This is a genomic window from Streptomyces sp. NPDC058001 (assembly GCF_042886315.1).
GTDB lineage: Bacteria > Actinomycetota > Actinomycetes > Streptomycetales > Streptomycetaceae > Streptomyces.
In genome coordinates, this window is the sequence record NZ_JBHVQT010000003.1 from 1 (window position 1) to 26,323 (window position 26,323).

Sequence of the window (26,323 nt, forward strand, 5' to 3'; positions counted from 1 at the left end):
GTGCATGGGGAGGGTGGGCGGAAGCGGTTGGTGGCGTATGTGGTGTGTCGTGAGGTGGTGGCGGGGGAGGTGTTGCAGGCGTTTGTGGGGGAGCGATTGCCGGTGTATATGGTGCCGGGTGTTTTTGTTCCGTTGGATGTTCTGCCGTTGAGTCCGAATGGGAAGGTGGATCGGAAGGCTTTGGCGGCGGTTTCGTGGGAGGAGTATGCGGCGGGTGAGGGTGAGTTTGTGGCGCCGCGTTCGGTGGTGGAGGGGGAGTTGGCGCGGATTTGGCGTGCGGTACTCGGGGTCGATCGGCCGGTGGGTGTGCGGGATAATTTCTTTGCTTTGGGTGGGGATTCGATTTTGAGTCTTCAGGTGATTTTCCGGGCGAAGCAGTTGGGTTTGTATTTTTCGGTGAAGCAGTTGTTTGAGTTTCAGTCGATTGCTGAGTTGGCGCCGGTGGTGGAGCGGCGTGATGTGGCGCGGGTGGTGGCGGAGCAGGGTTTGGTGACGGGTGCGGTGGAGCTGACGCCGGTTCAGCGGTGGTTCTTCGCACAGGGGTTGGTGCGGGCGGAGCATTTCAATCAGTCGTTGGTGGTGGAGGTGGATGCGGGGCTGGGGTCGGGGTCCGTGTCGGGTTTGTGGGAGGGGGTGGTGGGGCGTCTGTTGGAGCAGCATGACGGGTTGCGGGCGCGTTTCCTGCGAGGGCCGGATGGTGAGTGGCAATCGGAGTTGACCGGCATGCCCGAAACACTGCCGTGGAAGGTGTGTGACCTGTCGCTGGTTCCGCCGGGTGAGCGCGAGGCACGGCTGTTGGAGGTCGCCGAAGCGACTCAGCGGAGTTTGAGCCTGTCCGAGGGGCCCTTGTTCCGTGCCGTGTTGTTCACCGGTCTCGGTGGCAGCAAGGACCGTTTGTTGTTGGTGGCGCATCACCTCGTGGTCGATGTGGTGTCGTGGCGAATCCTTCTGGAAGACCTCGGCACACTCACCGAACAGGCGTCACAGGGCCGCGACTTGGTGCTGCCGGCGAAGTCGAGTTCCTGGCAGCAGTGGGCCGCACGGCTGGAAGAAGAGGCGCAGAGCACGACGACCGCGAGCGAAGAGGCGTACTGGACCGAGCAGGCGGGAGCGCCGGTTCGGGCCTTGCCCGTGGACGGTGCCGCTGACGGTTCGGGTGACGACAACACCGTTGCGGCCAGCCGTGTGTACCAGGCCGTGCTCGGAGCGGAGGAGACGCGTGGGTTGCTGCGGGATGTTCCGGCGGCTTTCAACACGCGGATCAATGATGTCCTGTTGACGGGTGTGGCGTCGGCGCTCGGTGCGTGGACGGGTGATGACCATGTGCGGGTCGATGTCGAGGGTCACGGTCGTGTGGACCTGTTCGAGGACGTCGATGTGTCGCGTACGACGGGTTGGTTCACGACGATCTCGCCGTTGCGGCTGCCGGTGCCGTCGCGGGCAGGTCTGGCGGATGGTCTGAAGCGGGTCAAGGAGTTGCTGCGGGCCCGGCCCAGGGAGGGCATCGGATACGGCCTCCTGGCCCACAGCCCCACCGGCACCGACACTGACACGAACGCCAGCGCCAACGCTGGAACCGCCACCGCCACCGCCACCCCGCCAAACCACTCCGCCCAAATCAGCTTCAACTACCTGGGCCAGTTCGACAGCTCCTTCTCCGGCAGTTTCGCCGCCTCATCCGGCAGCGCCGGTGCCGACTGGGATCCCGCCAACACACGCCCGTATCTCCTCGACATCGTCAGTCACGTCCAGGACGGCGAACTCCACATGGAGTGGACGTACAGCGGTGCCGCTCACGAGGAGGAGACGATCCGGCGGGTCGCCGAGGACACACTCGATGTGCTCCGGCGGCTGGCCGACGAGGCGAAGCGCCCGGACGCCATCGGTTACAGCCCCTCCGACCTCCCCCTGAGCGGACTGACCCAGGACCAGATCAACGACGTCGTCAGCCGTCTGCGCACGCTCCCCTCATGGCAAGCCGGCAGCCACCCCCGTCCCCTGGAGGACTGCTACCCGCAGACACCCGTCCAACAGGGCATGTGGTTCCAGAGCCAGTACGCACCCGGCGAGGGCACGTACCACGTCCAGAACGTGTTGCGGATCGATCAGGAGCTGGACGTCGAGGCGTTCCGGGAGAGCTGGGCGCGGGTCATGCACCGCCACTCGATCCTGCGGACCAGCTTCTGGACGACCGGGGACAACGAAGCCCTCCAACTGGTCTGGGCCGACCTCCCCGTCCCCCTCCAGATCGAGGACTGGCGCTCCCACAGTGACACGGACCAGCAGAACCTCCTGGACACCTACCTACAGCAGGACCGCGCACGTGGCTTCGACCCGCACGACACACCCCAGTGGCGCATGCTCCTCGCCCGCACCGCGGACGACCGCCACCAACTCGTGTGGAGCGCCCACCACAGCATCCTGGACGGCTGGAGCATCAGCCTGATCCTCAACGACGCCGTCCAGGAGTACGGAGCCATCACCCAAGGACACCACCTGGAGCAGACACCCCCGCGGCCCTACCGCGACTACGTGTCCTGGCTCAAGGAACAGGACCTCGAACAGGCCGAGACCTACTGGCGCGACACACTGGACGGCTTCGAGGAGCCCACCCCCCTCAACCTCGGCGGTACCGCGAACGGCACTTCGGGCGATCCGGCCTCCTACGCCTGGGCCGACACGTTCCTCACCGAGTCGGAGACCGCGGAACTGCACAGCATGGCCCAGCAGCACCGCCTCACCCTCAACACCGTCCTCCAGGGCTGCTGGGCGATCCTGCTAGGCCGCTACACCGGCAGGGACGACGTCGTCTTCGGCACCGTCGTGTCGGGACGCCCCTCCGAGGTCGAAGGCATCGAGCGGATGATCGGCCTCTTCATCAACACGCTTCCCCTCCGCGTGCGGATGCCCGACGACAGCTCCGTACTGGCCTGGTTGCACGCCCTCCAGGAGCAGAGCGTGCGGATGCGCCAGTTCGAATACAGCCCGCTGAGCACGGTCCAGCGAGCGAGCGGACTTCCCGCCGGCGCCCCCCTCTTCGAGAGCCTCTTCGTCTTCGAGAACTACCCGGAGGACGAGAACGGCGACGCGGCGCTGCGCCTGGAGGCGCTGGGTTCACAGGAGCAGACCCACTACCCGATCAACACCGCGGTCACCGTCGGCAAGCGGATCGGCATCAACATCCTCTACGACACACGGCGGTTCGACGAACCGACGGTCAAGGCGATGCTCGCGCATCTGCGGCAGATCTGCCTCGCGTTGGTGGCGGAGCCGCGGCGCAGCCTGGCCCAGGTGCCCGTTCTCACCGGCGCCGAACGCGCTAGGGCGCTGGACGAGTGGAGCGTCGACACCACGTCGCCCGTCGAGGCCGCCTTCTTCCACCAACTCGTCGAGGAGCAGGCGCGCGAGACCCCCGACTCGGTCGCGGTGGTCCACGAGGACCAGCACCTCACCTACGCCGAACTCGACAGCCGCGCCAACCAACTCGCCCACTGGCTGAGGGACCGCGGTGTCCGGCCCGAGGTCCTGGTCGGGCTGTGTCTGGACCGCTCGCTGGAAGGCATCGTCGGCCTGCTGGGCATCCTCAAGGCAGGCGGCGCCTACGTCCCGATCGACCCCCGGTATCCCCTCGACCGTATGACGTACGTGGTCGAGGACGCGCGGATACACCTGATGCTGACGCAATCGCACCTGCTGCCGAAGCTGCCGAGACTGTCGAGATCGCCGGAGCTGCCGGCGGCCGGAGACCTGACGACGCTCTGCCTGGACTCCGAGTGGTCCGCCGTCGCCTCCCAGCCGAAGACCGCGCCGACCACGGAACTCACCCCGGAACACCTGGCGTACATCATCTACACGTCGGGGTCGACGGGTCGGCCGAAGGGTGTAATGGTCGCCCATCGGTGTCTTCAGCACGTGGTGCCGTGGATCCGCCGCAACGCGTGCTTCGACCGGCGGCAGAACGTACTCCAAGTCGCGTCCACGAGCTTCGACTTCTCCGTCTGGGAGATCCTGCTGCCGCTCGTGTCGGGCGGCACCCTCCACATTCCCGCACCCGGCGTCCGCATGATCGGCAGCGACCTCCAGGGAATGCTGTCCGAGCGGGCCATCGAGAGCCTGAACTTCACTCCGGGCGCCCTGGCCACCCTGCCGACGGACGATCCGCTGCCGCACCTGCGCACCCTGGTCGTCGGCGGTGAGGCGTACTCGGCCGACCTCATCCGGACCTGGGCGCCGGGCCGTACCTTCTTCAATGTCTACGGGCCGACCGAGTCCACCATCTTCGCCACCGGCACCCTCACCGACGAGCACCTGGACCTGATCCACCTCGGCGGGCCGATCACCAACGTCCGGCTCTACGTCCTCGACCCGTACCTCCAGCCCGTGCCGCCCGGCGTGCCCGGCGAGCTGTACATCGGCGGTGTCGGCGTGACCCGGGGCTATATGAACCGTCCCGACCTCACCGCCGAGTCCTTCGTCGCGGACCCGTTCGGCGACGAGCCGGGCAGCCGGCTCTACCGCAGCGGGGACCTGGTCCGGCATCTCCCCGACGGGAACATCGAGTTCATCGAGCGCATCGACGGCCAGGTGAAGATCCGAGGCTTCCGGATCGAGCTGGGCGAGATCGAGTCCGTACTCGACCAGCACCCGCTGGTGGACCAGTGCGCCGTGCTCGCCCAGCCGGACGGCCCGAGCAAGCGCCTGGTCGCCTATGTGGTGGCGCACGGCGAAGACACCCCGGAGGCCACCGACGTACTCCGGGAGCATCTGCGGGCGCATCTGAGGGAGCAACTGCCCTCGTACATGGTGCCTTCGGCCTTCGTGCACCTCCGCGAACTGCCGCTCACCGGCAACGGCAAGCTGAACCGCAAGGCGCTCCCCCTGCCCGAGGAGAGCGCGACGCCCGCGCCGGACGCGAACGGGCTGCCCCGGACGGCGACCGAGGCACGGCTCGCCGAGATCTGGGAGGAGGTGCTCGGCCAGGGACCCATCGGCGTCTACGACGACTTCTTCACCCTGGGCGGGCACTCCCTGCTCGCGGTGAAGGTGGTGGCCCGCATCCAGCAGACGTTGGGTGTCGAGCTGCCGGTCCGGGTGCTGTTCGAGCAGCCGACGCTCTCCCAGGTCGCCACCGAACTCGACGGTCGGCTGAGCGAACAGCAGCCGTACCCCGCCGTCCCCCTCGTCCCCGTACCGCGCGACGAACCGATTCCCGCGACGTTCGACCAGCAGCGGCTCTGGTACATGGACCGCCTGCACCCGGACAGCTCTCTCTACACGGTGGGCTGGCTCCTGCACCGGCCCGCCGCGGTGGACCCGGCCAGGCTCCGGCGCGCCCTCGAAGCGCTGATCGCGCGCCACGAAATCCTGCGCACCACCTTCCGTGAGCGCCAGGGGCGGGTGTGGCAGGAGATCGCCGAGAACGGGACCGTGGTCCTCACCGAGGCCGACCTGACGCAGCAGCCTCCGGAGCGGCGGCCGGAGTCGGTGAAGGCCGTCACCCGCGAGCTGTGGTTGCGGAACTTCGACCTCACCGAGGGACCACTGTTCCGCACCCTGCTCGTCCACCTGTCCGACGGCGAAGCACTCCTCGCCTTCAGCGCCCATCACGCCATCTTCGACGGGTACTCGGTCCGCATCCTCAACGAGGAACTGCTGCGGATCTACGACGCCCTCGGCGAGGACGGCTCCTTCACACCGGAGCCGCCGGCCGTCCAGTACGCCGACTACGCGGTCTGGCAGCAGCAGTGGCTCGACGAGGAACGGCTGCGGCCCCATCTCCAGTACTGGAAGGAGCAGTTGGCGGACGCGCCCGCGCTGATCTCGCTGCCGACCGACCATCCCCGCCCCGCGGTCCAGAACTACGAGGGCGCCAACCTCACCTGTTCCCTGCCGCCGGAGATCGGCGAGCGGATCAGTACCGTGAGCGGCGAGCACCGGACCACCCACTTCGTGACCCTGCTCAGTGCCTTCGCCGTGCTGCTCTCGCAGTACAGCGGCCAGGACAAGGTGGTCATCGGTATCCCGGTCGCGGGCCGGGGCCGTATCGAGACCGAGCCGATGATCGGGTTCCTCGTCAACACGATCGCCCTGTGTGTGGACCTGTCGGGCGACCCGGACTTCTCCGATGTGCTGAAGCAGGTCCGCTGGCGCCTGCTGGAGGCACAGAGCCATCAGGAGGTGCCGTTCGACCGCATCGTCGAGGAGTTGAAGCCCGAGCGGAGCCTGAGCTACGGACCCGTGTTCCAGGTGATGTTCACCGGCCTCGACAAGCTCTTCGAGGACCTGCCCGGGACGCGGGACCAGCCCGCCTGGATCCACGATGTGACGGACGACGGCATCGGCGTTGCCAAGTTCGACCTGGGCCTCAGCATCCAGCGGCGCGACGGCGACTTGCAGTACACGTTCGAGTACAGCACCAACCTTTTCGAGCGGGACACCGTCGCCGGTATGGGCGAACACCTGCGGAACCTGCTCCAGGCGGCACTCGCCGCACCGGAAACCCCCGTCGCCCGCCTCCCGCTGCTCTCCGAACCGGAACGCGCACGGATCGCTGACACACGCAACGCCACCCGCGACGACCGTGCGTTGCGGCCCGTGTGCCTGCACGAACTCTTCGCGGAGCAGGTCCGCCGCTCACCCGACCGGATCGCGCTGTCGTACGAGGACCAGCAGCTCAGCTACGGCGAACTGGACCGGCGTGCCAACCGGCTGGCACGGACCCTCCGCGACCACGGTGTGGGTCCGGAGACCCGCGTCGGTGTGTGCATGCACCGTTCCCTCGACCTGGTGACCGGGCTGCTCGCCGTCCTCAAGGCCGGCGGCGCCTATCTGCCGCTGGACCCCGACTACCCGCAGGACCGGCTCGCCTTCATGGCCGAGGACGCCCGGGTCGAGTTCGCGCTCGTGCAACCCGGCACCAGGGACCGGGTCACCGACCTCGCCGGCCGGGACATCCCGCTCATCGAACTCGACGGCGGCGACACCTCCTGGCTGGACGCGAGCCCCGACCCGCTGGACGTGGCCGTGAGCCCGGACAACCTGGCCTACGTGATCTACACCTCCGGCTCCACCGGCAGGCCCAAGGGCGCGATGCTGTCGCACCGCGGCATCTGCAATCGGCTGCTGTGGATGCAGGACGCGTACGGCCTCCAGGAGCACGACCGCGTCCTCCAGAAGACCCCGTACAGCTTCGACGTGTCCGTGTGGGAGTTCTTCTGGCCCCTGATCGCCGGAGCGCACCTGCATGTCGCACGGCCCGAGGGGCACCGGGACCCCGCCTACCTGGCCGAGCTGATCGAGCGACAGGGCATCGGCGTCCTGCACTTCGTGCCCTCGATGCTCCAAGCCCTCCTGCAACAGCAGACGGTGGCCGAGCAGTGCCGGGGCGTTCGGCACGTGGTGTGCAGCGGTGAGGCGCTGCCCCTGGAGGTCCAGGAAGAGTTCCGGCGGACCCTGCCGAACACCCGGCTGCACAATCTGTACGGGCCCACGGAGGCGTCGGTCGACGTCAGCTTCTGGGAGTGCGGGGACGATCCCGGCGCGAGCACGGTACCCATCGGCCGTCCGGTGGCGAACACGCGGCTGTACATCCTGAACGAGGCGATGTCGCCGGTACCCGACGGTGTCATCGGCGAGTTGTACATCGGCGGCGTCCAACTGGCGCGCGGTTATCTGGCCCGCCCGGACCTGACAGCCGAACGTTTCGTCGCCGACCCCTTCGGTCCCGGCCGGCTCTACGCGACCGGTGACCTGGCCCGGTACCGGGCCGACGGTGTCATCGAGTACGCGGGCCGCAAGGACCACCAGATCAAGATCCGCGGCTATCGCATCGAGATCGAGGAGATCGAGGCCGTTCTCGCCGACCACCCGGCCGTGCGGTCGTGTCTGGTCGTCGTGCACGAGGTCACGTCCGCCGACAAGCGGCTGACCGCCTTCCTCACCTGGAACGCAGGTCAGGAGGTGCCCCAGGACGAGCTGCGGGCGCATCTCCTCCAACGGCTCCCCGAGTACATGGTGCCCAGCTACTTCGTACCGCTGGACGCTTTCCCCCTGAGTGCCAACGGCAAGGTGGACCGCAAGGCGCTGCCCGCGCTGTCGGACGTCGTCCAGCAGGCGCAGGCGAGCGAGAACCATGTCGCCCCGCGGACCGAGACCGAGACGGTACTCGCGGAGCTGTGGGCGCGGCTCCTGGAGCTGGAACGGGTGGGAATCCGGGACGACTTCTTCAACCTCGGCGGCCACTCGCTCCTCGTGGCCTCCATGGCGACCGAGGTCCAGGACAGGTGGGGCATCTCGCTCATGCTCACCACGGTCTTCCAGAACCGGACGGTCGAAGCGCTCGCGCAGGTCATCGAGCAGAGCGTGGACGAGGGCGACAGCGAGGAGTTGGACGCGTCGGAGCTGTTCGACCTGCTCTGAGAACCGGCGCGCCCGTTCCCTCCCGACCCGCCCTTTCCACCCCATCGCGCCGGCCAGGCACAAGGAGAGAAGCCCATGTTCGCCACGGAGACACCCCTGACGAGCCCCCGGATCGCCGAAGTCGCGGCGGCCGTCGAGGCGGGAGCGCACGACACCGTCGACGCGCTGTGGAAAGAGGTCGCGGAGTCCGGCACACCGCTGATGGAACCGGTCGTCGGCGACGAGTCCCGCACCCTGGTCACCTTCCTGTGGCGGGACCCGGGAGACACCGAGAACGTGATCGTGCTCTTCTGCAGCGCACCCAGCGGCGACTTCAGTGACTTCCGGATGGAGCGGCTGCCGGGCACCGACCTCTGGTACCGGTCCTTCGCACTGCCATCGGACCTGCGGACGACGTATCTGTTCTCGGTCAACGACTCGATGGTGCCGGTCACTTCGTATGCGGAGGTGCTGCGACGCCTCCCGGAGTACCGGACCGATCCCCTGAACCCCCGCGACTACACGCTCATGGGAAATCCGAACGAGTTCAAGGTGTCGGTGCTCGAACTGCCCAACGCCCCGCGGCAGCCGTGGAACATCCCGCGCAAGGGTGTGCCGAAGGGCAAGAGCCGTATGCACTCGATGGACAGCACGATCCTGGGGACCCGGCACCATGTCGCGGTCCATGTGCCGCCCGGATACCGCACGGACGGCGACCCGTACCACGTGTTCCTTCTCTTCGACGGCTGGTCGTACCACAACTTCGCCGCCATCACGACGGTGATGGAAAACCTCATGTACACCGGCCGCATTCCCCCGTACGTCCTGGTGATGCACACCAACGCCGATCAGGAAATACGCGCCCGTGAACTGCCCTGTCACGAACCGTTCAGTGAATTCCTGAACCAGGAACTCATGCCCTGGGTCCACGAGAACTACCACATCACGTCGGATCCCGAGCGCACCGTCGTCGGCGGCTCCTGTTTCGGCGGTCTGGCGGCTGCCTTCGCCGCATTCCGGGCGCCCGAGCGGTTCGGCAACGTCATTTCCCAGTCGGGGTCGTACTGGTGGCCCGGAAACCACGTCCCGGACCGGGAGGACGAGTGGCTGACACGGCGGTTCGAGGAACAGCCCAAGCTTCCCATCCGGTTCTCCATGGACATCGGCAGCCTGGAACGCGCCATCGTCGACTACGACCCGATGACGACACATCAGAACATGCGTGACGTCCTCGTGGAAAAGGGCTACGAGGTGGATTACCGCGAATACATCGGCGGCCACGACATGATCTGCTGGCGCGGCACCATTGTCGACCGGCTGCTTTCCTTCCATCCCAAGCCCGAAGGCCCTCCGGCCCAACGGAAGAAATGAGAGGTGAGTCCGATGAGTAAAGCCACCATCACCGTGCTTCCGGGGGACGGTGTCGGCCCCGAGGTGACGGCACAGGCCCTGAAGGTGCTGCGCGCCGTGGCGGAACAGTGCCACCACGACTTCACGATCCATCAGCGCCGGGTCGGCCTGGACGCCATCGCGGCCGAAGGCGTCGCCATCTCGGACGCGACTTTCGAGACCTGCGCGCAGAGCGACGCCATCCTCTTCGGCGCGATCGGCAGCCTGCCGGCCGGACAGAGCCGCAGCGACGGTCCCCGGCCCGAACAGGCCCTCTTCCGTCTCCGCAAGGACTTCGGCTTCTTCGCCAACCTGCGGCCGGTGCGCCCCTCCGAGTCCCTGTACGCGGCGTCCTCGCTGAAGCCCGAGTACCTCAAGGGCACGGACATGATCTTCGTACGGGAGCTGTCGGCGGGCCTCTACTACGGTCGCCTGGAATCCGTACCCGGCAAGCCCAGCGAGATCCGCCGCACCGCACAGGGCACCGACGCCATCGACACCCTCCTGTACACCGAGGGCGAGATCGAGCGGGTCGTGCGGGCCGCGTTCGAGATCGCCCTCGGCCGCGAGCGGAAGGTCACGTCGGTCGACAAGGCCAATGTGCTCAGCTCCTCCGTCCTGTGGCGCGAGGTCGTGGAGCGGGTGGCGGCCGACCACCCCACCGTGACCTACGAGCACATGCTCGTCGACGCCTGCGCCATGCGGCTGATCAGGACCCCGTCGGAGTTCGACGTCATCGTCACCGAGAACCTGTTCGGCGACATCCTCACCGACGAGGCGTCGATGCTCACCGGATCCATCGGCATGCTCCCGTCGGCCAGCCTCGGAACCCGCCGCACACCGGGCGGAACGTTCGGACTGTACGAGCCCATCCACGGCTCGGCCCCGGACATCGCGGGTCAGGACCTGGCCAACCCCATCGGCGCGATCCTCTCCGCCGCACTCCTGCTGCGCCACTCCCTCGGCCTGGACCGCGAGGCCGCGCTGGTCGAGGCGGCCGTCGAGGCCGTGGTCGCCGAGGGATACCGGACGGTCGACGTCAACGAAGGAGGACACACCGTCGTCGGAACCCAGGAGATGGGACGGCGCGTCCTGGACCGGCTGCGGCAGCCCTGAACCCGCCGGACCGGCCCCCCACGGACCGCGACCGTCGGCCACCGCCCCCCACGCGCGCCCCCACGGCGCATCGACAACTGGAGGTTGTCCGCGCATGACGCCACAGCGTTCATCACCAGGAAGGCCCACCGGCCTCGAAGAGCAGCGTCTGCTCGTCCGCGAAGCCCGCAGAGAGATGGTGCGGCGCCATAACGCGCTGCGCGGGGACACGGCGGAGCCGCCGATCCGGGTCATGGCGCGCCTGGTGAACGACCTGGAACGCGAGTGCACCGCCCGCCGGTTCGACCGTGCCGCGACACGGCTCGAAATCGTGAACCGGACGATCGGTGACGTCAATGTGCGGCTCATCACCGAGTGCGAGGGGGAGGAGGGCGGTCCCGGCGACTACCGGCTCCTCGGCGACGAACTCGGGATCGCGCTGCCCGGCGAGGACCTGAACGGATACACCGCGTCCGGCAAGGGCTACCACTGGATCCGGGACCGGATGACGGAGGCGGAACGCCAGCTCCTCGCCGACGGCTACGACCCGCGTATCTACGACATCCAGGGCGTCGGCAACCCGGTCCTGCGCGGCTGGCTCGCGGACGACATGCGGCAGTGGGGGCTCACCGCCACCGCGGAACAGGTGGCCCTCGGCCTGGGCGCGACGGACTGCATCGACAAGATCTTCCGCGGCCTGGCGCACTTCGCCCGGCTCCGGTCCCAGTCGCCCGGCGCCGTCCTGTTCGCCGCCCCCGGCTTCAACATGCCGGAGCTTCAGGCCGTGACATACGGCTATCGGCTGCACCGCGTACGGACCCGGGCCGAGGAACAGTTCAAACTCACCGACGCGCTCCTCGCCCAACATCTGGAGGAGAACCCTGACATCACCGTCGTCTATCTGACGGCGACGAACAATCCGACGGCCTTCGCCTACTCGCCGGCGGAACTCACCGCGCTCATGGCGGTCATCGGGCGCTTCGCCGACCAGGGACGCCGTGTCCACGTCCTCGCCGACCTCGCGTACATCGGCACGGGCCGGCCCGCCGACGACGCGGCGCGCATGCGCAGCCTCGCGGCGGCCACCGACGTGGCAGGGCAGATGATCTATGTGAACAGTTTCTCCAAGATCTACACCCTGACCGGGGACAGGTTCGGCTGGGCTGTTTTCGGCGACACCGAATTCGCCGTCGCGATGCGGTCGAGCTGGATGAACAGCGTGAGTTGTCTGCCCGGGGAATGGCAGCTCCGGTTCATGGCGTATCACGCCCTCTTCCGGCAGAACCCCCAACTCATCGAGAAGATTCGCGGCCTGTACGGGCTGCGCCGTTCCCGCCTCCGTCACCAACTGGAGCTGTTGAACGAGGAGCACCGCCTCTTCGAACACGTCTATCTCGACGACGACGCGACGATCTACAACTGGAGCCGACTCAAGGCCGGACAGGACTGCTTCGGGGTTCTCGAAAAGACCGGGATCGCCGGTATCCCCGGTTCCACCTTCGGCTATTCCGACGACTACATCCGATTCTCGGTCGGCATTCTGCCGGTCGTGCTGGATTGACAGTGGTCGCGCCATCGAGACGACGCATCTTCCGACTCTTCCGACAAGGAGAGAGAGCATGCAGAAAGACACGCACGGAACCGCGGAGAACACGGGGACGGACATCAATTCCCTCGACGTCCCGGTGAACTTCAACTGGAACAGGGACGAGAGCCCGCTGTCGCCCATACCGGCGAACATCCCCGGTGAGCCGTCCGCCGAACAGGTCGTACGAACACAGATCCTGTCCGAGTGTCTGCGCGACGGACTCCAGGGCATCGCCGGGTACCCGACCGTCGACGCCATGATGCAGTACCTGCACATCCTCCACGACTTCGGCGTCAAGAACGCGACGGTCGGTATCTACCCGGGCAACGCCGACCGGATCGACGCGACGATCAAGCGGCTCCTCGCGCGGATGCGGGACGAACTCCCCGGCATCGTGCCCTCCGTGCTCTCCCTGTGTACGGAGGAGTCGCTGAAGTGGACCGGCGACTGCAAGGACATCCACCCGGCCCTTGAGTCCGTGGTCTTCATGGGCAGTGCGCCGTCGCGCCGCCTGGTCCAGGGCTGGGACCTCGACTTCATCCTGCACAGGCTGGAGACGTTCATCAAGAAGACCGTGGAGATGGGCATCCCCGTCATCGCGGGCACCGAACACACCACACAGACCTCCCCCGAGGACCTGCGGGCGATCACCCGCACCCAGGTCGAGAGCGGCGCGTATGTCGTCGCCATGGCCGACACCATCGGCGTCATCCGTCCGCTCGGCACCTACCGCATGGTCCGCTTCATCCGTGAGGAGTGCGCCGCCCTGGGCGTGCCCGACATCCCGGTGGACTGGCACGGGCACCGCGACACGGGCAACGCCCTGGGCAACGCGATGGCGGCGATCGCGGCCGGCGCCAACCGTATCCACGTCGTGTCGCGCGGCGTCGGCGAGCGCTCGGGGAACGCATCGCTTGAGGAGGTCGTGCTGAACCTCGCCGCCATCGAGGCCGAGTCCGGCCTGCCCGTCTCCTGGGACATGTCCCAACTGCTGAAGCTGATCACGTTCTACGAGGAGATGGTCGGCGTCGAGCCGCCGGAGCACGGAGTGCTCGGGAAGCGCTACAGCCACACCTCGTCCGGCATCCACACCGACGCCATCCTCAAGGCCCATCACCTCGCCGACCGGGCCCGCGAGGCCGCGAACCTCGAACTGGAGGACAAGCTGCGGGAGATGTCCCGCACCGTGTACTCCGCCGTCGACCCGGCCGGGATCGGCGGTGTCCCGTCCGTCGCCGTCAGCCCGTGGAGCGGACAGAGTTCCGTGAAGCTCGCGTGCATGCTCAGCGGACGCGACCCCGGCGCGCTCTCCCCGGAGACCGTGGAAGGTCTTCTCGCCCGCGCCAACGAGCTGGGCCGGGAACTCACCGCGGAGGAGCTGGAGGAGACCTTCGCGAAGGCGCACGCACCGCATTGAGCCTGAGCACGCCTGAGCCTGCCTGAGCACCCAGGAACACGTCCCCCAGGAACACGCACCCAGGAGAGAGACCGCCCGATGCCACAGACGATGTTCGACAAGATCTGGGACGCGCACGTGGTGCGCGACGAGCCCGGCGAGATACCGATGCTGTACGTCGACCGGCATCTCACCCACGAGGCGACCTCGCCGCAGGCATTCGCCGGGCTGAGGGAACGCGACCTTCCGGTGCACCGCGCCGACACCGTGGTCGCCGTCATCGACCACAACGTCCCCACGGTGCCGGGGCGTCGGCTCATCGACGTCGTGGACAGCCAGAGCGTCATGTGCATCGAGACCATGGAGGAGAACGCCCGGGAGTTCGGCGTGCGGCTCCTCGGCATGAACGACGCGGACCAGGGCATCGTGCACGTCATCGGCCCCGAACTGGGACTGTCGCTGCCCGGTATGACCGTCGTGTGCGGCGACTCGCACACCTCCACACATGGCGCCCTCGGTATCTTCGCGGTGGGCATCGGCACCAGCGAGGTGGAGCACGTCCTGGCCACCCAGTGCCTGCTCCAGCAGAAGCCCAGGACGATGAACATCCGGATCGACGGCACACCGGCACCCGGGGTGACCGCGAAGGACATCGCGCTGGCCATGATCCGCCGGCTCGGCACGGACGTCGGCACCCACCACGTCATCGAGTTCAGCGGTTCCGCCGTACGGGCACTGACCGTCGAGGGCCGTATGACGCTCTGCAACATGGCCATCGAGGCGGGCGCGCGGGCCGGCATGGTCGCTCCCGACGACGTGACCATCAACTATGTGCGCGGCCGGCGCTTCGCACCGTCCGGAGAGCTGTTCGACCGCGCGGCGGAGCAGTGGAAGCAACTGGCCGGTGACCCCGGCGCCCGCTTCGACGCCGAACACCACCTGACCGTGGACGACTTGGTACCGCAGGTCACCTGGGGCACCAACCCGGGCATGGTCGCCGACATCACGGGCACCATCCCGGATCCGGCCGCCGAGACCGACCCCACGGTCCGGGCGGAGATGGAACAGGCCCTGAAATACATGGGGTTGGAAGCGGGACAGCGCGTCCAGGACATCACGGTCGACACCGTCTTCATCGGGTCCTGCACCAACTCACGCCTGGAGGACCTCCGCGAGGCCGCCCAGTACGTCGTCGGAAAGCAGGTCGCGGACGGCGTACGCGCCATCGTCGTACCCGGCTCGATGAGCGTGCGCCGCCAGGCCGAGGGAGAGGGACTCGCGGACATCTTCCGCGAGGCGGGCTTCGAGTGGCGTGAACCCGGTTGCAGCATGTGCATCGCCATGAACGGGGACCGCCTCTCCGCGGGCGAGCGCTGCGCGTCGACCAGCAACCGCAATTTCGAGGGACGGCAGGGCCAAGGCGGCCGTACCCACCTGGTCAGTCCGGTGACGGCGGTCGCCACGGCCGTGGCCGGCCGTTTCGCCGACGTCCGCGAAGTGTAGAGAAAGGACCTCCGTGGAGAAATTCATCACGCATCAGGGCACCGCGGTGCCGATGACGCGGTCCAACGTCAACACGGACGACATCGTCCCCGCCCGGTTCCTCAAGTCGATCCGCCGCACCGGCTTCGCCGACCACCTGTTCGCGAACTGGCGCTACCTGGAGGACGGCCGCACACCCGACCCCGAATTCCCGCTCAACCGGCCCGGTTACGAGGACGCGAGCATCCTCGTGGCGGGCGAGAACTTCGGCTGCGGCTCATCGCGCGAGCACGCGCCCTGGTCGCTGCGGGAGTTCGGGTTCCGCTGCATCATCGCCCCGAGCTTCGCGGACATCTTCCACAACAACTGCTTCAACAGCACCATCCTCCCTGTCAGGTTGGAGGTGTCGGAGGTCGAGGCGATCGCCGAGTCCCTGACGAGCGGCACATCGTCGACGCTCCACATCGACCTGCCGGTGCAGTCGGTGACGACCGCTGACGGCCAGGTCTTCCGCTTCGAGATCGACCCGTTCAAGAAGAGTGCGCTGATGGAGGGGCTGGACAACATCGGCTGGACCCTCTCGCACAAGGACCAGATCCTCGCCTACGAGCGGCGCCGCAAGCAGGAAGCACCCTGGCTCTTTTCCTAGTTCACGCGGCACAAGGCAGCGCACACACTCCCGACAGCAGAGGCTGGAGACCGTCAGTGAAGGCAGAGCAGATTAAGGTCCTCGTCAACGAGGAGGACCAGTACTCCCTGTGGCCGTCGTACCTCGCCGTTCCCGCGGGCTGGAGCGAGACGGGGACCGTCGGGTCCAAGGAGGAATGCCTCGCGTACGTCAAGGAGGTCTGGGTCGACATGCGCCCCAGGAGCCTGCGTACGCAGATGGAGCAGTCGGCCGGCTGACCCGCCGGAACACGGCACCCGTCAGGGAGCCCTGGGAAGTCTTGGAGGAACACTCATGGACGAACTCGTCGAACGTCTCTCCGTCGAGGGGCAGACCGTAGTCGTCGGCGGCCCTTCGCCCTCGGCGGCGGAACTTCAGCGACGCATAAGCGAGATGGGGTACGTCTTCGTCAAGTTCCCCACCACACGCGGGGGAACGGACCTCGGCGTCCGCGTCGACGAGACGGCCACCGATCTCGGCGATGTGGACTTCGCGAACGGCACCGGCAGCGTGCACATCGAGGGCACGCTGACGCTGAACACCGTGAAGGTACGGTGCGTGGCCGACATCGACCTGCCGTCACTCAGCGGCACAGGACACCTGGTTGTCCTGGAGGAGGCCGGCGCCCGGTAACTTCGCCGCCGCCGTCTCGGAAGGAAGGCGCCTGACGGGAAGATCCCACGTCAGGCGCCCTCCTGCGTACGCCTACGCGCCGCCGGGCGCTCCGTCGGTTCCGGCGGGGAACTCCCCGGCGCTCATACGCTCACCCCGGCCTTCCGTATCACGATCTCGGCGACCCGGGACGGGGGTACGTCCGTGGTGTCGACGACCTGGGCCTCGGCGCGGAGCCACGGAAGGGCCTCTCGGTAGTCGGCGAGGTGATCGAGCCGCCACTGGCGGGCGTTGATGCTCTCCGGTTCGGTGTCGGTGTTGATCCGCTCCACCAACGTTTCGTGATCGGTGTCCAGCAGGAAGTGCTGCACCGGGATGCCGGCCTCCGCGAGACCGTCGCGTATCTCCCGCCAGTACTGCTCGACCAGCACCGTCTGTGTGACCACCAAGGTGCCGCCCACGTGGTCGAGTACCTGCCGCGCCGTCTCCACCACCAGCCCTCTCCACGGCGGGAAGTCCTGGAAGTCCCGGTCGGGCACGCCCAGGACGTGCCACAGCATCTCGCCGACCTTCTCGGCGTCGAACAGTCTGGAGTCAGGGATACGCGAGGTCAGTTCCTTCGCGGTCGTGGTCTTTCCCGCACCGAAGGTGCCGTTGAGCCAGAGGATCATGGCATCGACCCTACCGAGGAGGGGTCACGGGGCGGCGGGTGAGCCAGAACACCAGGGCCGCGCAGCCCACCGCCAGGGCGCCCGCGGTCAGTGCCGGCGTGTTGTGGCCGGTGGCGAACACCGCGCGCAGGGTGTCGTCGAAGGAGGTCCGCTGCCCGGCCGGGACGGCGGCGAGCAGCCGGTCGGCCCCACCGCCGGACAGGGTCTGCGCCGTGGAGACGACGGGCGGTGTCCCGGTTCGGCGTGGAGCGCGGGATGCAGCGGAACGTCATCGCCAGGGCGACAGCGGTGACGGGGACGTTGACGTAGAAGATCCACCGCCAGTCCAGGGCCTGGGTGAGCAGACCGCCCAGGATCGGGCCGAGGGCCGACGTGCTGGAGGCCACCGCGGCCCAGACCCCGAACGCGAGCCCGAGCCTGCGGCCCGAGTAGAGCGTGCTGATCAGCGAGAGCGTGGTGGTGAACATCGCCGCCGCCCCCACCCCCTGGACCAGCCGGGCGACGATCAGCCACTCCATGCCCGGTGCCACCGCGGCCGGGCTCCCTTCAGCCGGCTCGCCCGCCATCTGGACGTCTCCGAGCGCACCGTCACCCGCCGCTACCAGCGCCTGCGCACCCAGGGCCTGCGCATTGTCGGACAGCCCGTCCCCGCACGCCTCGGCCTGGTCCGCCGGCTGCTGCGCCTGCACTGCACCCCCGATCTGAGCAGGGCCACCGGCCGCTCACCCTCCAGCGTCCAGCGCCACCTGACCCGCCTGCGCGCCGAGGGCGCCCTGGGGCTCCTGGTCGACTTCGACCCCCAGCTCCTCGGCTACCACATGACCACCCACCTCTGGCTGAACGTGACCCCCGCCCACCTGCGCACCGTCGGGGAGACCCTCGCCACCCACCCCGCCATCGCCTTCGCCGCCGCGATCACCGGCACCTCCAACCTCGTCGCGAGCGGTGTCTTCCGTACACCGGGTGATCTGTACGACTACATCGACCGGTACATCGGCCCGCTCCCGGGCATCCAGGGCATCGAGACGGCCCCCGTTCTCCGGGAGGTCAAGCGTCTTGCCCCCGCACTCCCTTGACCAGCGCATGTAGCCTCGTCGCATGGACCCGCACCACCTTGCCAACCTCGCGCATCTGCGCCGTGCGCGGGATCTGGTCGACCGTGAGTACGCGCGTCCGCTCGACGTGCCGACCATGGCCCGCCAGGCACTCATGTCGCCGGGGCACTTCTCCCGGGCGTTCCGCGCGGCCTACGGCGAGACGCCGTACAACTACCTCATGACCCGGCGGGTCGAGCGGGCGATGGCGCTGCTGCGCGGGGGCATGAGTGTGACCGAGGCGTGCATGGAGGTCGGCTGTACGTCCCTCGGCTCGTTCAGTTCGCGCTTCACCGAGCTGGTGGGGATGACGCCGAGCGCGTACCGGGCCCGGGAGCACCACGCGGTGCGGGCGATGCCGGCGTGCGAGGCCAAGGTGCGTACGAGGCCGACGCGGGACCGGCCGACCCGGGACGAGTCGCCCCGGGAAGAGGCGCCCCGGGACCGGCCGTCCCAGGAGCCGTCGCTTCGGGAGCGGCCGGTCAGGATTGGAGAAGCGGTCCCCGCAGCCGCCGTCTAGCGTGGGCCGCATGAGCATTTCACTCCAGTACGTTCACATCACCGTAAATGACCCGGACGAGTCGCTCGGCTTCTACCGGGACGCGCTCGGCCTTGAGGTGCGCAATGACGTCGCCTCGGGCGGATTCCGCTGGGTCACCATCGGGAGCCCGACCCAGCCCGACCTTGAGATCGTGCTCTCGGAACCGCACGCCGGCCGGTCCCAGGCCGACGGCGACTCCCTGCAAGAACTCCTCACCAAGGGTGTCCTCACCCAGATCATGTTCCGCACCGACGACCTCGACGCGACCTTCGAGAAGGTACGGGAGTCCGGCGCCGAGGTGCTTCAGGAGCCCATCGACCAGCCCTGGGGCCCACGCGACTGCGCGTTCCGCGACCCGTCGGGCAACATGATCCGCATCTCCCAGGCCCCCAAGGCGTGACGTACGCGTCGGCCCTGTCCAGTCCTTGAGGAATTCCGGCCGGTGCATGGCGATGGGCCGCCGGTTGCTTTCGCTGTCGGCGGCCCACCGGTGGACGGGGTGCTCAGGTCGGGTCAGACGAGGTCCTGAACGGCGCGGTAGGCCGCGTCGAACGCCGCGTGGGTGTAACCGAACGCCTCCGCGTCGGAGTTGGCCATCGCGATGCGGCCGACCGGACGGCGGGCCTTGACATAGGGCCGTTCGGACTCGGGGCCGAACAGGGACGGGTCGTCAAGGGAGTTGTACTCGTACGCGTAGCCGTGCGCCCACCGGTTCACGGTGATGGCACGGATGTCCCTGGCCGGATCGAAGCCGTAGCTGCCGAGCGAGCGGGCCATCGAGTCCCGGATCTCCCGCTCGAAGTCCTCGAACGACGTCCTCATCAAAGACCGGCGCCCCGCCTTGTGCTGGTCGCGGCAGCGCAGCCCCGGTTGGTTCGGGGTGGCCGACAGGGAGACCACCGTGGGGAGTTCGGGGCGGGCCGGCATGGCGAAGTCCCCGATCTCGGTGACGGTCGGCAGGCCGAAGCTGCTGAAGTACATGGACGGTGTGCTGACGCGGGAGACCCGCGCGTTCGCGAAGGCCCGCCAGTCCTTCAGCGCCACCCGCGCGTACACGAGGGGCACCTTCACGCCGTAACGCATCGCTGCGGTCTGGTCGGCGGCCAGCTCGGGGACGACGTAGGAGGAGACCGAGTTCCAGCAGGCCATCACCACGCCCTTGGCGCGGACCCGATAGCTCCGGCCACCCTTGGAGTAGCTCACCACCGCGCCGTGGCGGCCCTCGTTGCGCACGTCGAACGCCGTGCTCGACAGACGCAGCCGGACGGCGGAGTCCCGGTCGTCCAACTGGTCGTACCGTGCCTTGGCCGTCACGATCTCCTGCCAGTCGAGCCGCCGCTCGGTGAAGGCGTCCGGGATCAGCTTGCTGACGAGCAGTCGGGCCAGCGAGGCGTTGCCCTCGGGGAAGTAGAAGTTGCCGTCGTCCTCCGTGGCCGCCAGATGCATGAGCGGGGTGTACCCGGCGCCGGGCCACGGCGTGTGAGCGAGCCCCAGACCGTTGAAGCCCGGCTGACCCGCGGCCCAGGCGTCGGCGGCGGCGACATGGTCGACGTTCACACCCCACAGGCCGTTGGTGCCGCGCTTGACGATCTCCAGCGCGTCGTCGTCCATCCCGATCTTCTCGCGCAGGTAGGACTCGTACGGGGTGCGGGCGAGCAGTTCCTTCTTCTGGGCGTCGGTAAGGCCGGGGTAGAAGTCCTCGGTGGTGGTGTTGAGCCGCACCAGCGCCGCGCGGCTCGCACCGCTCATGGGGAGCTTCGTGACGTACGAGTCCCAGGACTCCCCGGACTCGCGGATCACCAGCTGGTCCTTGCCCCAGCGCTCGGAGTTGAACAAGGTGGCGCTGCGCAGTTTGTACGGTGTGTAGGCGTCGCGCTTGACGGTGGCTTCCAGCGCCTTGAGGTCGACGCCGAGGTCCCGGGTGATGAGGCGGTACGCCTCGGGTGACCAGGTGCTGGGAGTGTCGATGTTGACCGTGCCGCCGTTGGACAGCAAGGTCGTACGGCCGACCTGAAACTCGTTGCGGCGCGCGTGACCGCCGAAGTCGTCGAGGGCGTCCAGGATCAGGACGCGCGCACGGTGGCCGACCGCCTTGCGGTAGAAGTACGCCGCCGCGAGGCCGCTGAGGCCACCGCCGACCACGACCAGGTCGTAGGACTCCCGGGTGTCCGTGATCCGGCCCGGGTCGAAGGCTCCGTCGCGGACCGAGTGGGCCACGTCGTACGAGCCCGCCTGCTGGCCGCGCAGACCGTTCTGGGTGGGCGGGTACGGGGCCTTGGGGTGGTGGCCGCCGTGATGTCCGCCATGGGAGCCGCCGTGCGAACCGCCGTGGTTTCCGCCTCCCGAGGCCGCCGCCACACCAGGTGCGGCTGCCGCGACGGCGGCCCCCGCCGCGGTCACCGCCACGCCGTCGAGGAAGTCCCGACGGGTGATTCTTCGCTTCATACCTAGCTCACGATCACTGAACCTGGGCATACGCCACCCCTAAGACCCGAATGCGGATTTCGGCCTGAAGAAGCCTTGTTGCGCATGCTTGCAGTAGTCATCGTGTTTCTGAATAGCGGATTTCGTTGTTCAGGCACCTTTTTGATGCGGAATCAGTATCCGAGCCCACGCGACGCCGTGCGGACCGAGGCGGTGCCGTTCCGTAACGAAATCCCCAAATGCCCAGGTCTGGGGGTGAGTTGAGGAGGGAGTCGAAGGGGCGTGGTTCACTACCGGAGTGACTCAGGAACGGCAGATCATCTCGTTCGAGACGGCCGAGGCTTTCGAGGTGTGGCTCGGCGAACATCACGCTGCTTCACCCGGCATGTGGCTCAAGCTCAGGAAGAAGGGCCCGGGAATCACGGCCCTGGACTACGCCCAGGCACTTGACGTCGCGCTGTGTTACGGCTGGATCGACGGGCAGAAGGCCAAGTTCGACGAGGAGTGGTGGCTGCAGCGGTTCACCCCGCGCAGGGCGACCAGCAAGTGGTCCAAGATCAACCGGGACAAGGTGGCGGCCCTGATCGAGCAGGGCCGGATGCGACCGGCGGGCCTCGCGGAGATCGAGCGCGCCAAGGCGGACGGCCGCTGGGAGGCCGCCTACGACGGTCCCAGGACGGCTTCGGTACCGGACGACCTCGCCGCCGCCCTCCAGGACAACCCGGCAGCCGCGACGTTCTTCGAGACGCTGGACCGCCAGAACCGCTACGCGATCCTGTACCGCATCCAGGACGCCAAGCGACCCGAGACGAGGGCGCGCCGGATCACGAAGTACGTGGAGATGCTGGCGGAGGGCAAGAAGCTCTATCCGTGACGGGTCGGTGGGTTCATGCGGGTGGCGCAGTGGGCGGCATGGTGCGATGCAGACGCCGGCCGTCGGCCGCCGTCAGCCGGTCACCGCTAGGTGCAGCGGCGCACGGAAGGAGAGCAGGCCGAGCATGGGGGGCTCCGTGGAGCTGTCCGCGAGCTGGACGTGCGGCAGGACCCGGGCTGCCGCCCGGAGAGCGACGACCGCCTCCGTCCGAGCCAGTGAGGCACCCGGACAACGGTGGTCGCCGACGCCGAAGGCCAGATGGCGGCGGGCGTTCGGCCTGTGCGGGCACATCTTCTCCGGCTCGTCGAAGACCTCCGGATCCGATCCGGTGCCCATGAGCATCAGGAGCAGTCGCGCACCGGCGGGCAGCTCCGCCCCACCCAGACGTACCGGCTGTGCCGTCACCCGGCGCCAGGTGGTCACCGGCGGCTCGCGCCGCAGTGTCTCCTCCACCCAGCCTTCCGCCAGTCCCGCTTCATGCGCCACGCGCTGCCACAGCCCCGGTTCGGTGAGTGCCCCGCGCAGTACGGTCGTGATGAGCTGTCCCGTGGTGGACTGCCCGGCGATGAGCACGAAGAAGCACACACTGACGGCCACCTTCGTATCCAGGCGTTCCCCGTCCGGCAGGCGATGGCGAGCGAGTGTGCCGATCAGCGAGTCCGGCGCCGCCGTGCCTGCCTCGACGGTCGCGGACAGCCAGGTGTAGAACTCGCCGACGAGCGCCGCCAGCTCCGCTTGCCGCCGACTGGACGGGTTGCCCCAGAACAACTCCAGCGAGGCATCGCTCCAGCGGATCAGGGTGGCCGGGGCGACGCCCTCGATGCCGAGTAGCTCCATGAGCACCCGGCAGGGGAGAAGCTGGGCGAAGGAGGCGAACACATCGCAGGTGCCGTCGGTGTCGAGCCGTCCCCGTACGCTCAGCAGCAGTTCGTCGGCGATGCGTTCCATGACGGGTACGAAGGCGGCGACGCGCCGGGGGCTGAAGAAGCGCGTGACCACCTGGCGCAGTCCCGCGTGGCTGTCGGTGCTGTTGTTGGCGAGTGCGGGCGGGAGGGCGAAGCCGGCGCGGGCGAGTGACCGCAACGCGGCGACGGGCAGCGGGGTGACCGCGTCCTGCGCGTTGTCCGGCCGGAAGACGGCGGGGTCGAGGAGCACCTGGCGTACGTCCCGGTGACGGCTGACAAGCCACAGCCCGGTGCCGGAGTCGTGGTGCACGGGCGCCGCCGTGCGGAGCAGCTCCAGCCACGGGTACGGAGCGCGTACGAAGTCGTCGCCGAACAGATCGAGATGGTCGAGATGGCCGGGCGGCCGGGGGGCGGGATGTGCTGTGGACCCGACCGCCGAGTCGTGCGAGCCGACGAGGCCGGCGCATGTATCGGGTAGGGGAGAGCCTCCGGCCGGGATGATCACGGGCGGACGCTAACACGGACCGGCTCGGCTCAAGCCGGCGTGTGTGCGGTCTCACTCGCGCCCGTCCCGCCTACTGGCCTCCGCCTTCTTCGAGGACGCGCCGCAGAGCGGGGAGCAGTGAGTCGATGTCCTGCTCGGTCCTGAACGCGAGGACGGTGGTGCCACCGCCCTCCGGACCCGAACCGGGTGGTGGAAACAGCCTCAGCACTTCGCGCATCGCCGCATCGACCTCTCCCACGGGATCGGCCGCTTCTCCCCGTAGCCATCGGCGCAGAACGTGGTTGTGGGCCGAGACCACCGACGCCGCCATCAGTTCGGCGCGGAGCGATGCCGACTCCGTCGGATCCCCCATCCAGTCCGAGATGAACTCCCGGAACAGCCGCTGATACCGAGCCACACTCGCGATCTCACGATCACGAAGAGTGGCCACCTTGCTGGTCAGCACGTACCGCCGCCGCGCCAGGTCTCCCTCTTCGAGGTAGCGCAGAAGCACCAGCCGGACCGCATCGGACACCGCGACCAGGGCGGTGCTGTGGCTCGACGTCTCCAGGCGGTCCCGGATCAGGGAGAGCAGCCTGTCGTGGTCCGGGAAGATCACGTCTTCCTTGGACCGGTAGTGCCGGAAGAACGTGGTGCGGCCCACTCCGGCCCGCCCCGCGATGTCGTCGATGGTGGTCTGCTCGTATCCGCGCTCGTCGAAGAGTGCGAAGGCGGCGTCCGCGAGTCGGATCCGCGCGGCTGGCTTGCTCATGGTCGATCATCCTTCCCCGTCTCCACACCCGAAGGCCACTTGCCCTCGGCTATGGTACTGAGTACCGTTGTCACGATATTGAGTACCGCACTTTGAAGCCTGCAACACCTTCCGACCAGCGACCCGGGTGGACGAAACCAGTGAACGAGATCGACATTCACACGACCGCGGGCAAGCTCGCGGATCTTCACCGCCGTATCGAGGAAGCGACGCACTCCGGCTCGGCGCGTGCGGTGGAGAAGCAGCACGCGAAGGGGAAGTTGACGGCGCGTGAGCGGTTGGAACTGTTGCTGGACGAGGGTTCGTTCGTGGAGTTCGACGAGTTCGCGCAGCATCGGTCGACGGCGTTCGGTCTGGAGGCGAATCGTCCGTACGGGGATGGTGTCGTGACCGGTTACGGGACGGTGGACGGGCGTCCGGTGGCGGTGTTCTCGCAGGACTTCACGGTGTTCGGGGGTGCGCTGGGTGAGGTGTTCGGGCAGAAGATCATCAAGGTGATGGATTTCGCGCTGAAGACGGGCTGTCCGGTCATCGGTATCAACGATTCGGGTGGTGCCCGTATCCAGGAGGGTGTCAGCGCTCTCGGCATGTATGGCGAGATCTTCCGCCGCAACACCCACGCCTCGGGGGTGATCCCGCAGATCTCGCTGGTCGTCGGACCGTGTGCGGGTGGTGCCGTGTATTCGCCGGCGATCACGGATTTCACGGTGATGGTCGATCAGACGTCGCACATGTTCATCACCGGGCCGGATGTGATCAAGACGGTCACGGGTGAGGACGTGGGGATGGAGGAGCTGGGGGGTGCGCGGACGCACAACGCGGTGTCGGGGGTGGCGCATCACATGGCGGGTGACGAGAAGGACGCCATCGAGTACGTCAAGTCGCTGCTGTCGTACCTGCCGTCGAACAACCTGAGCGAGCCGCCCGCCTTCCCCGAGGAAGCGGACCTGGCGTTGACCGACGAGGACCGGGAGCTGGATGTGCTGGTCCCGGACAGTGCGAACCAGCCCTACGAGGTGCGTACGGTTGTGGAGCATGTGCTGGACGATGCGGAGTTCTTCGAGACGCAGCCGCTGTTCGCGCCGAACATCGTCACCGGTTTCGGCCGGGTCGAGGGGCGTCCGGTGGGGATCGTCGCGAATCAGCCGATGCAGTTCGCGGGGTGTCTGGACATCGACGCGTCGGAGAAGGCGGCGCGTTTCGTGCGGACCTGTGACGCGTTCAATGTGCCGGTGCTGACGTTCGTGGATGTGCCGGGTTTCCTGCCGGGGGTGGGTCAGGAGCACACCGGGATTATCCGGCGGGGTGCGAAGCTGATCTACGCGTATGCCGAGGCGACGGTGCCGCTGATCACGGTGATCATCCGTAAGGCGTTCGGCGGCGCGTACGACGTGATGGGTTCCAAGCATCTCGGCGCGGATCTGAATCTGGCGTGGCCGACCGCGCAGATCGCTGTGATGGGTGCTCAGGGCGCGGTCAACATCCTGCACCGGCGCACCATCGCCGCGGCCCCGGAGGGGGAGCGTGAGGCGGTGCGGCGGCGGCTGATCCGGGAGTACGAGGACACGCTCCTCAATCCGTACACGGCGGCCGGGCGCGGCTACATCGACGCGGTGATCCTGCCCTCCGAGACCCGCCGCCATGTGGTCCGGGGGCTGCGCCAGCTCCGTACGAAGCGGGCGTCCCTGCCGCCGAAGAAGCACGGCAACATTCCCCTCTGAGGAGCACTCCGATGATCAAAGTCGTACGGGGCAACCCCACCCCGGAGGAACTCGCGGCCGTGGTTGCGGTGTTGTCCTTCACCGGTGGGCAGGGCCCGGCGCCCTCTCCCCGTCGCCCCAGTGCCTGGGCCTCTCCGGCCCGTCTTCTGCGCGCCCCGCAGGTCCCGGGCCCGACCGGCTGGCTCGCCTCCGCCCTCCCTTGCTGAAACAC

The 26,323-nt window shown here is 68.0% G+C and carries 20 protein-coding genes; 15 read left to right on the forward strand and 5 right to left on the reverse strand.

Annotated elements, in window-relative coordinates; genetic code table 11:
* Window positions 1–42 precede the first annotated feature (42 nt).
* The 9 genes from ACFVT5_RS06605 (at window position 43) to ACFVT5_RS06645 (ending at window position 16,647) form a co-directional block, all read left to right on the forward strand.
* Complete coding sequence (locus ACFVT5_RS06605) at window positions 43–8,418, forward strand: amino acid adenylation domain-containing protein (RefSeq protein ID WP_389883574.1); 8,376 nt, start codon at window positions 43–45, stop codon at window positions 8,416–8,418.
* Window positions 8,419–8,493: 75 nt separating this feature from the next.
* Window positions 8,494–9,768 carry an enterochelin esterase gene (gene fes, locus ACFVT5_RS06610; protein WP_389882144.1) on the forward strand — a complete coding sequence of 425 codons (1,275 nt, stop codon included), beginning with the start codon at window positions 8,494–8,496 and terminating at the stop codon, window positions 9,766–9,768.
* Between the two features lie 12 nt (window positions 9,769–9,780).
* Window positions 9,781–10,902 (forward strand): 3-isopropylmalate dehydrogenase, encoded by a 1,122-nt coding sequence (gene leuB, locus ACFVT5_RS06615; RefSeq protein WP_389882146.1) that lies wholly within the window; start codon window positions 9,781–9,783, stop codon window positions 10,900–10,902.
* 94 nt (window positions 10,903–10,996) lie between these two features.
* Window positions 10,997–12,442 carry a pyridoxal phosphate-dependent aminotransferase gene (locus tag ACFVT5_RS06620; protein WP_389882148.1) on the forward strand — a complete coding sequence of 482 codons (1,446 nt, stop codon included), beginning with the start codon at window positions 10,997–10,999 and terminating at the stop codon, window positions 12,440–12,442.
* Between the two features lie 58 nt (window positions 12,443–12,500).
* Complete coding sequence (locus ACFVT5_RS06625) at window positions 12,501–13,886, forward strand: hypothetical protein (RefSeq protein ID WP_389882150.1); 1,386 nt, start codon at window positions 12,501–12,503, stop codon at window positions 13,884–13,886.
* Between the two features lie 78 nt (window positions 13,887–13,964).
* Window positions 13,965–15,368, forward strand: coding sequence for a 3-isopropylmalate dehydratase large subunit (gene leuC, locus ACFVT5_RS06630; RefSeq protein ID WP_389882152.1), 1,404 nt, complete (start codon window positions 13,965–13,967; stop codon window positions 15,366–15,368).
* A 13-nt stretch (window positions 15,369–15,381) separates the two neighbouring features.
* Window positions 15,382–15,996 (forward strand): 3-isopropylmalate dehydratase small subunit, encoded by a 615-nt coding sequence (leuD, locus tag ACFVT5_RS06635; RefSeq protein WP_389882154.1) that lies wholly within the window; start codon window positions 15,382–15,384, stop codon window positions 15,994–15,996.
* Between the two features lie 56 nt (window positions 15,997–16,052).
* A complete protein-coding gene (locus ACFVT5_RS06640; RefSeq protein WP_389882156.1) occupies window positions 16,053–16,253 on the forward strand; it encodes an MbtH family protein in 201 nt (66 codons plus the stop codon).
* A 55-nt stretch (window positions 16,254–16,308) separates the two neighbouring features.
* A complete protein-coding gene (locus ACFVT5_RS06645) occupies window positions 16,309–16,647 on the forward strand; it encodes a hypothetical protein (protein ID WP_389882158.1) in 339 nt (112 codons plus the stop codon).
* Between the two features lie 122 nt (window positions 16,648–16,769).
* Here the strand turns inward: ACFVT5_RS06645 and ACFVT5_RS06650 are convergent, their stop codons facing one another.
* Entirely contained in the window at window positions 16,770–17,297 is a 528-nt protein-coding gene (locus ACFVT5_RS06650) for an AAA family ATPase (protein WP_389882160.1), read from the reverse strand.
* Window positions 17,294–17,863 carry an MFS transporter gene (locus ACFVT5_RS06655; RefSeq protein WP_389883576.1) on the reverse strand — a complete coding sequence of 190 codons (570 nt, stop codon included), beginning with the start codon at window positions 17,861–17,863 and terminating at the stop codon, window positions 17,294–17,296. The genes ACFVT5_RS06650 and ACFVT5_RS06655 overlap by 4 nt, the downstream gene beginning before the upstream one ends.
* Window positions 17,864–18,115: 252 nt before the next feature.
* Here ACFVT5_RS06655 and ACFVT5_RS06660 point away from each other — a divergent pair, with 252 nt between their 5' ends.
* Genes ACFVT5_RS06660 through ACFVT5_RS06670 form a run of 3 tightly spaced genes read left to right on the forward strand, consistent with a single transcriptional unit; the run spans window position 18,116 to window position 19,332 of the window.
* On the forward strand, window positions 18,116–18,373 hold the full coding sequence (locus ACFVT5_RS06660) for an Lrp/AsnC ligand binding domain-containing protein (protein WP_389882162.1): 258 nt from the start codon (window positions 18,116–18,118) through the stop codon (window positions 18,371–18,373).
* Window positions 18,374–18,395: 22 nt separating this feature from the next.
* The gene (locus ACFVT5_RS06665; protein ID WP_389882164.1) at window positions 18,396–18,911 is read left to right on the forward strand and encodes a helix-turn-helix transcriptional regulator; all 516 of its coding nucleotides are present in this window, start codon (window positions 18,396–18,398) and stop codon (window positions 18,909–18,911) included.
* A gap of 10 nt (window positions 18,912–18,921) precedes the next feature.
* On the forward strand, window positions 18,922–19,332 hold the full coding sequence (locus ACFVT5_RS06670; protein ID WP_389882166.1) for a VOC family protein: 411 nt from the start codon (window positions 18,922–18,924) through the stop codon (window positions 19,330–19,332).
* Window positions 19,333–19,445: 113 nt separating this feature from the next.
* On the opposite strand, the gene ACFVT5_RS06675 is transcribed toward ACFVT5_RS06670, so the two are convergent.
* Window positions 19,446–21,377: an NAD(P)-binding protein gene (locus tag ACFVT5_RS06675; RefSeq protein ID WP_389882168.1), complete on the reverse strand. Its 1,932-nt coding sequence runs from the start codon at window positions 21,375–21,377 to the stop codon at window positions 19,446–19,448.
* A 277-nt stretch (window positions 21,378–21,654) separates the two neighbouring features.
* On the opposite strand from ACFVT5_RS06675, the gene ACFVT5_RS06680 reads away from it, so the two are divergent.
* A complete protein-coding gene (locus tag ACFVT5_RS06680) occupies window positions 21,655–22,230 on the forward strand; it encodes a YdeI family protein (protein ID WP_389882170.1) in 576 nt (191 codons plus the stop codon).
* 72 nt (window positions 22,231–22,302) lie between these two features.
* Here ACFVT5_RS06680 and ACFVT5_RS06685 read toward each other — a convergent pair whose 3' ends face one another.
* Complete coding sequence (locus tag ACFVT5_RS06685) at window positions 22,303–23,640, reverse strand: cytochrome P450 (RefSeq protein ID WP_389882172.1); 1,338 nt, start codon at window positions 23,638–23,640, stop codon at window positions 22,303–22,305.
* Between the two features lie 70 nt (window positions 23,641–23,710).
* Window positions 23,711–24,391: a TetR/AcrR family transcriptional regulator gene (locus ACFVT5_RS06690; protein ID WP_389882174.1), complete on the reverse strand. Its 681-nt coding sequence runs from the start codon at window positions 24,389–24,391 to the stop codon at window positions 23,711–23,713.
* Window positions 24,392–24,531: 140 nt separating this feature from the next.
* Between ACFVT5_RS06690 and ACFVT5_RS06695 the strand changes: the two genes are divergently transcribed.
* The gene (locus ACFVT5_RS06695; RefSeq protein ID WP_389882176.1) at window positions 24,532–26,112 is read left to right on the forward strand and encodes an acyl-CoA carboxylase subunit beta; all 1,581 of its coding nucleotides are present in this window, start codon (window positions 24,532–24,534) and stop codon (window positions 26,110–26,112) included.
* A gap of 11 nt (window positions 26,113–26,123) precedes the next feature.
* Window positions 26,124–26,318, forward strand: a complete 195-nt coding sequence (locus ACFVT5_RS06700) for an acyl-CoA carboxylase subunit epsilon (RefSeq protein ID WP_389882178.1) — start codon at window positions 26,124–26,126, stop codon at window positions 26,316–26,318.
* Window positions 26,319–26,323 lie beyond the last annotated feature (5 nt).

Bases quoted from the DNA above. Each gene is read 5' to 3' on its own strand.
- ACFVT5_RS06675 (WP_389882168.1), bottom strand. From the start codon at position 21,377: ATGAAGCGAAGAATCACCCGTCGGGACTTCCTCGACGGCGTGGCGGTG.
- ACFVT5_RS06660 (WP_389882162.1), top strand. From the start codon at position 18,116: ATGACCACCCACCTCTGGCTGAACGTGACCCCCGCCCACCTGCGCACC.
- ACFVT5_RS06625 (WP_389882150.1), top strand. From the start codon at position 12,501: ATGCAGAAAGACACGCACGGAACCGCGGAGAACACGGGGACGGACATC.
- ACFVT5_RS06655 (WP_389883576.1), bottom strand. From the start codon at position 17,863: ATGGCGGGCGAGCCGGCTGAAGGGAGCCCGGCCGCGGTGGCACCGGGC.
- ACFVT5_RS06620 (WP_389882148.1), top strand. From the start codon at position 10,997: ATGACGCCACAGCGTTCATCACCAGGAAGGCCCACCGGCCTCGAAGAG.
- leuC (WP_389882152.1), top strand. From the start codon at position 13,965: ATGCCACAGACGATGTTCGACAAGATCTGGGACGCGCACGTGGTGCGC.
- ACFVT5_RS06700 (WP_389882178.1), top strand. From the start codon at position 26,124: ATGATCAAAGTCGTACGGGGCAACCCCACCCCGGAGGAACTCGCGGCC.
- fes (WP_389882144.1), top strand. From the start codon at position 8,494: ATGTTCGCCACGGAGACACCCCTGACGAGCCCCCGGATCGCCGAAGTC.
- leuB (WP_389882146.1), top strand. From the start codon at position 9,781: ATGAGTAAAGCCACCATCACCGTGCTTCCGGGGGACGGTGTCGGCCCC.
- ACFVT5_RS06650 (WP_389882160.1), bottom strand. From the start codon at position 17,297: ATGATCCTCTGGCTCAACGGCACCTTCGGTGCGGGAAAGACCACGACC.
- ACFVT5_RS06690 (WP_389882174.1), bottom strand. From the start codon at position 24,391: ATGAGCAAGCCAGCCGCGCGGATCCGACTCGCGGACGCCGCCTTCGCA.
- ACFVT5_RS06670 (WP_389882166.1), top strand. From the start codon at position 18,922: ATGAGCATTTCACTCCAGTACGTTCACATCACCGTAAATGACCCGGAC.
- ACFVT5_RS06645 (WP_389882158.1), top strand. From the start codon at position 16,309: ATGGACGAACTCGTCGAACGTCTCTCCGTCGAGGGGCAGACCGTAGTC.
- ACFVT5_RS06665 (WP_389882164.1), top strand. From the start codon at position 18,396: ATGGACCCGCACCACCTTGCCAACCTCGCGCATCTGCGCCGTGCGCGG.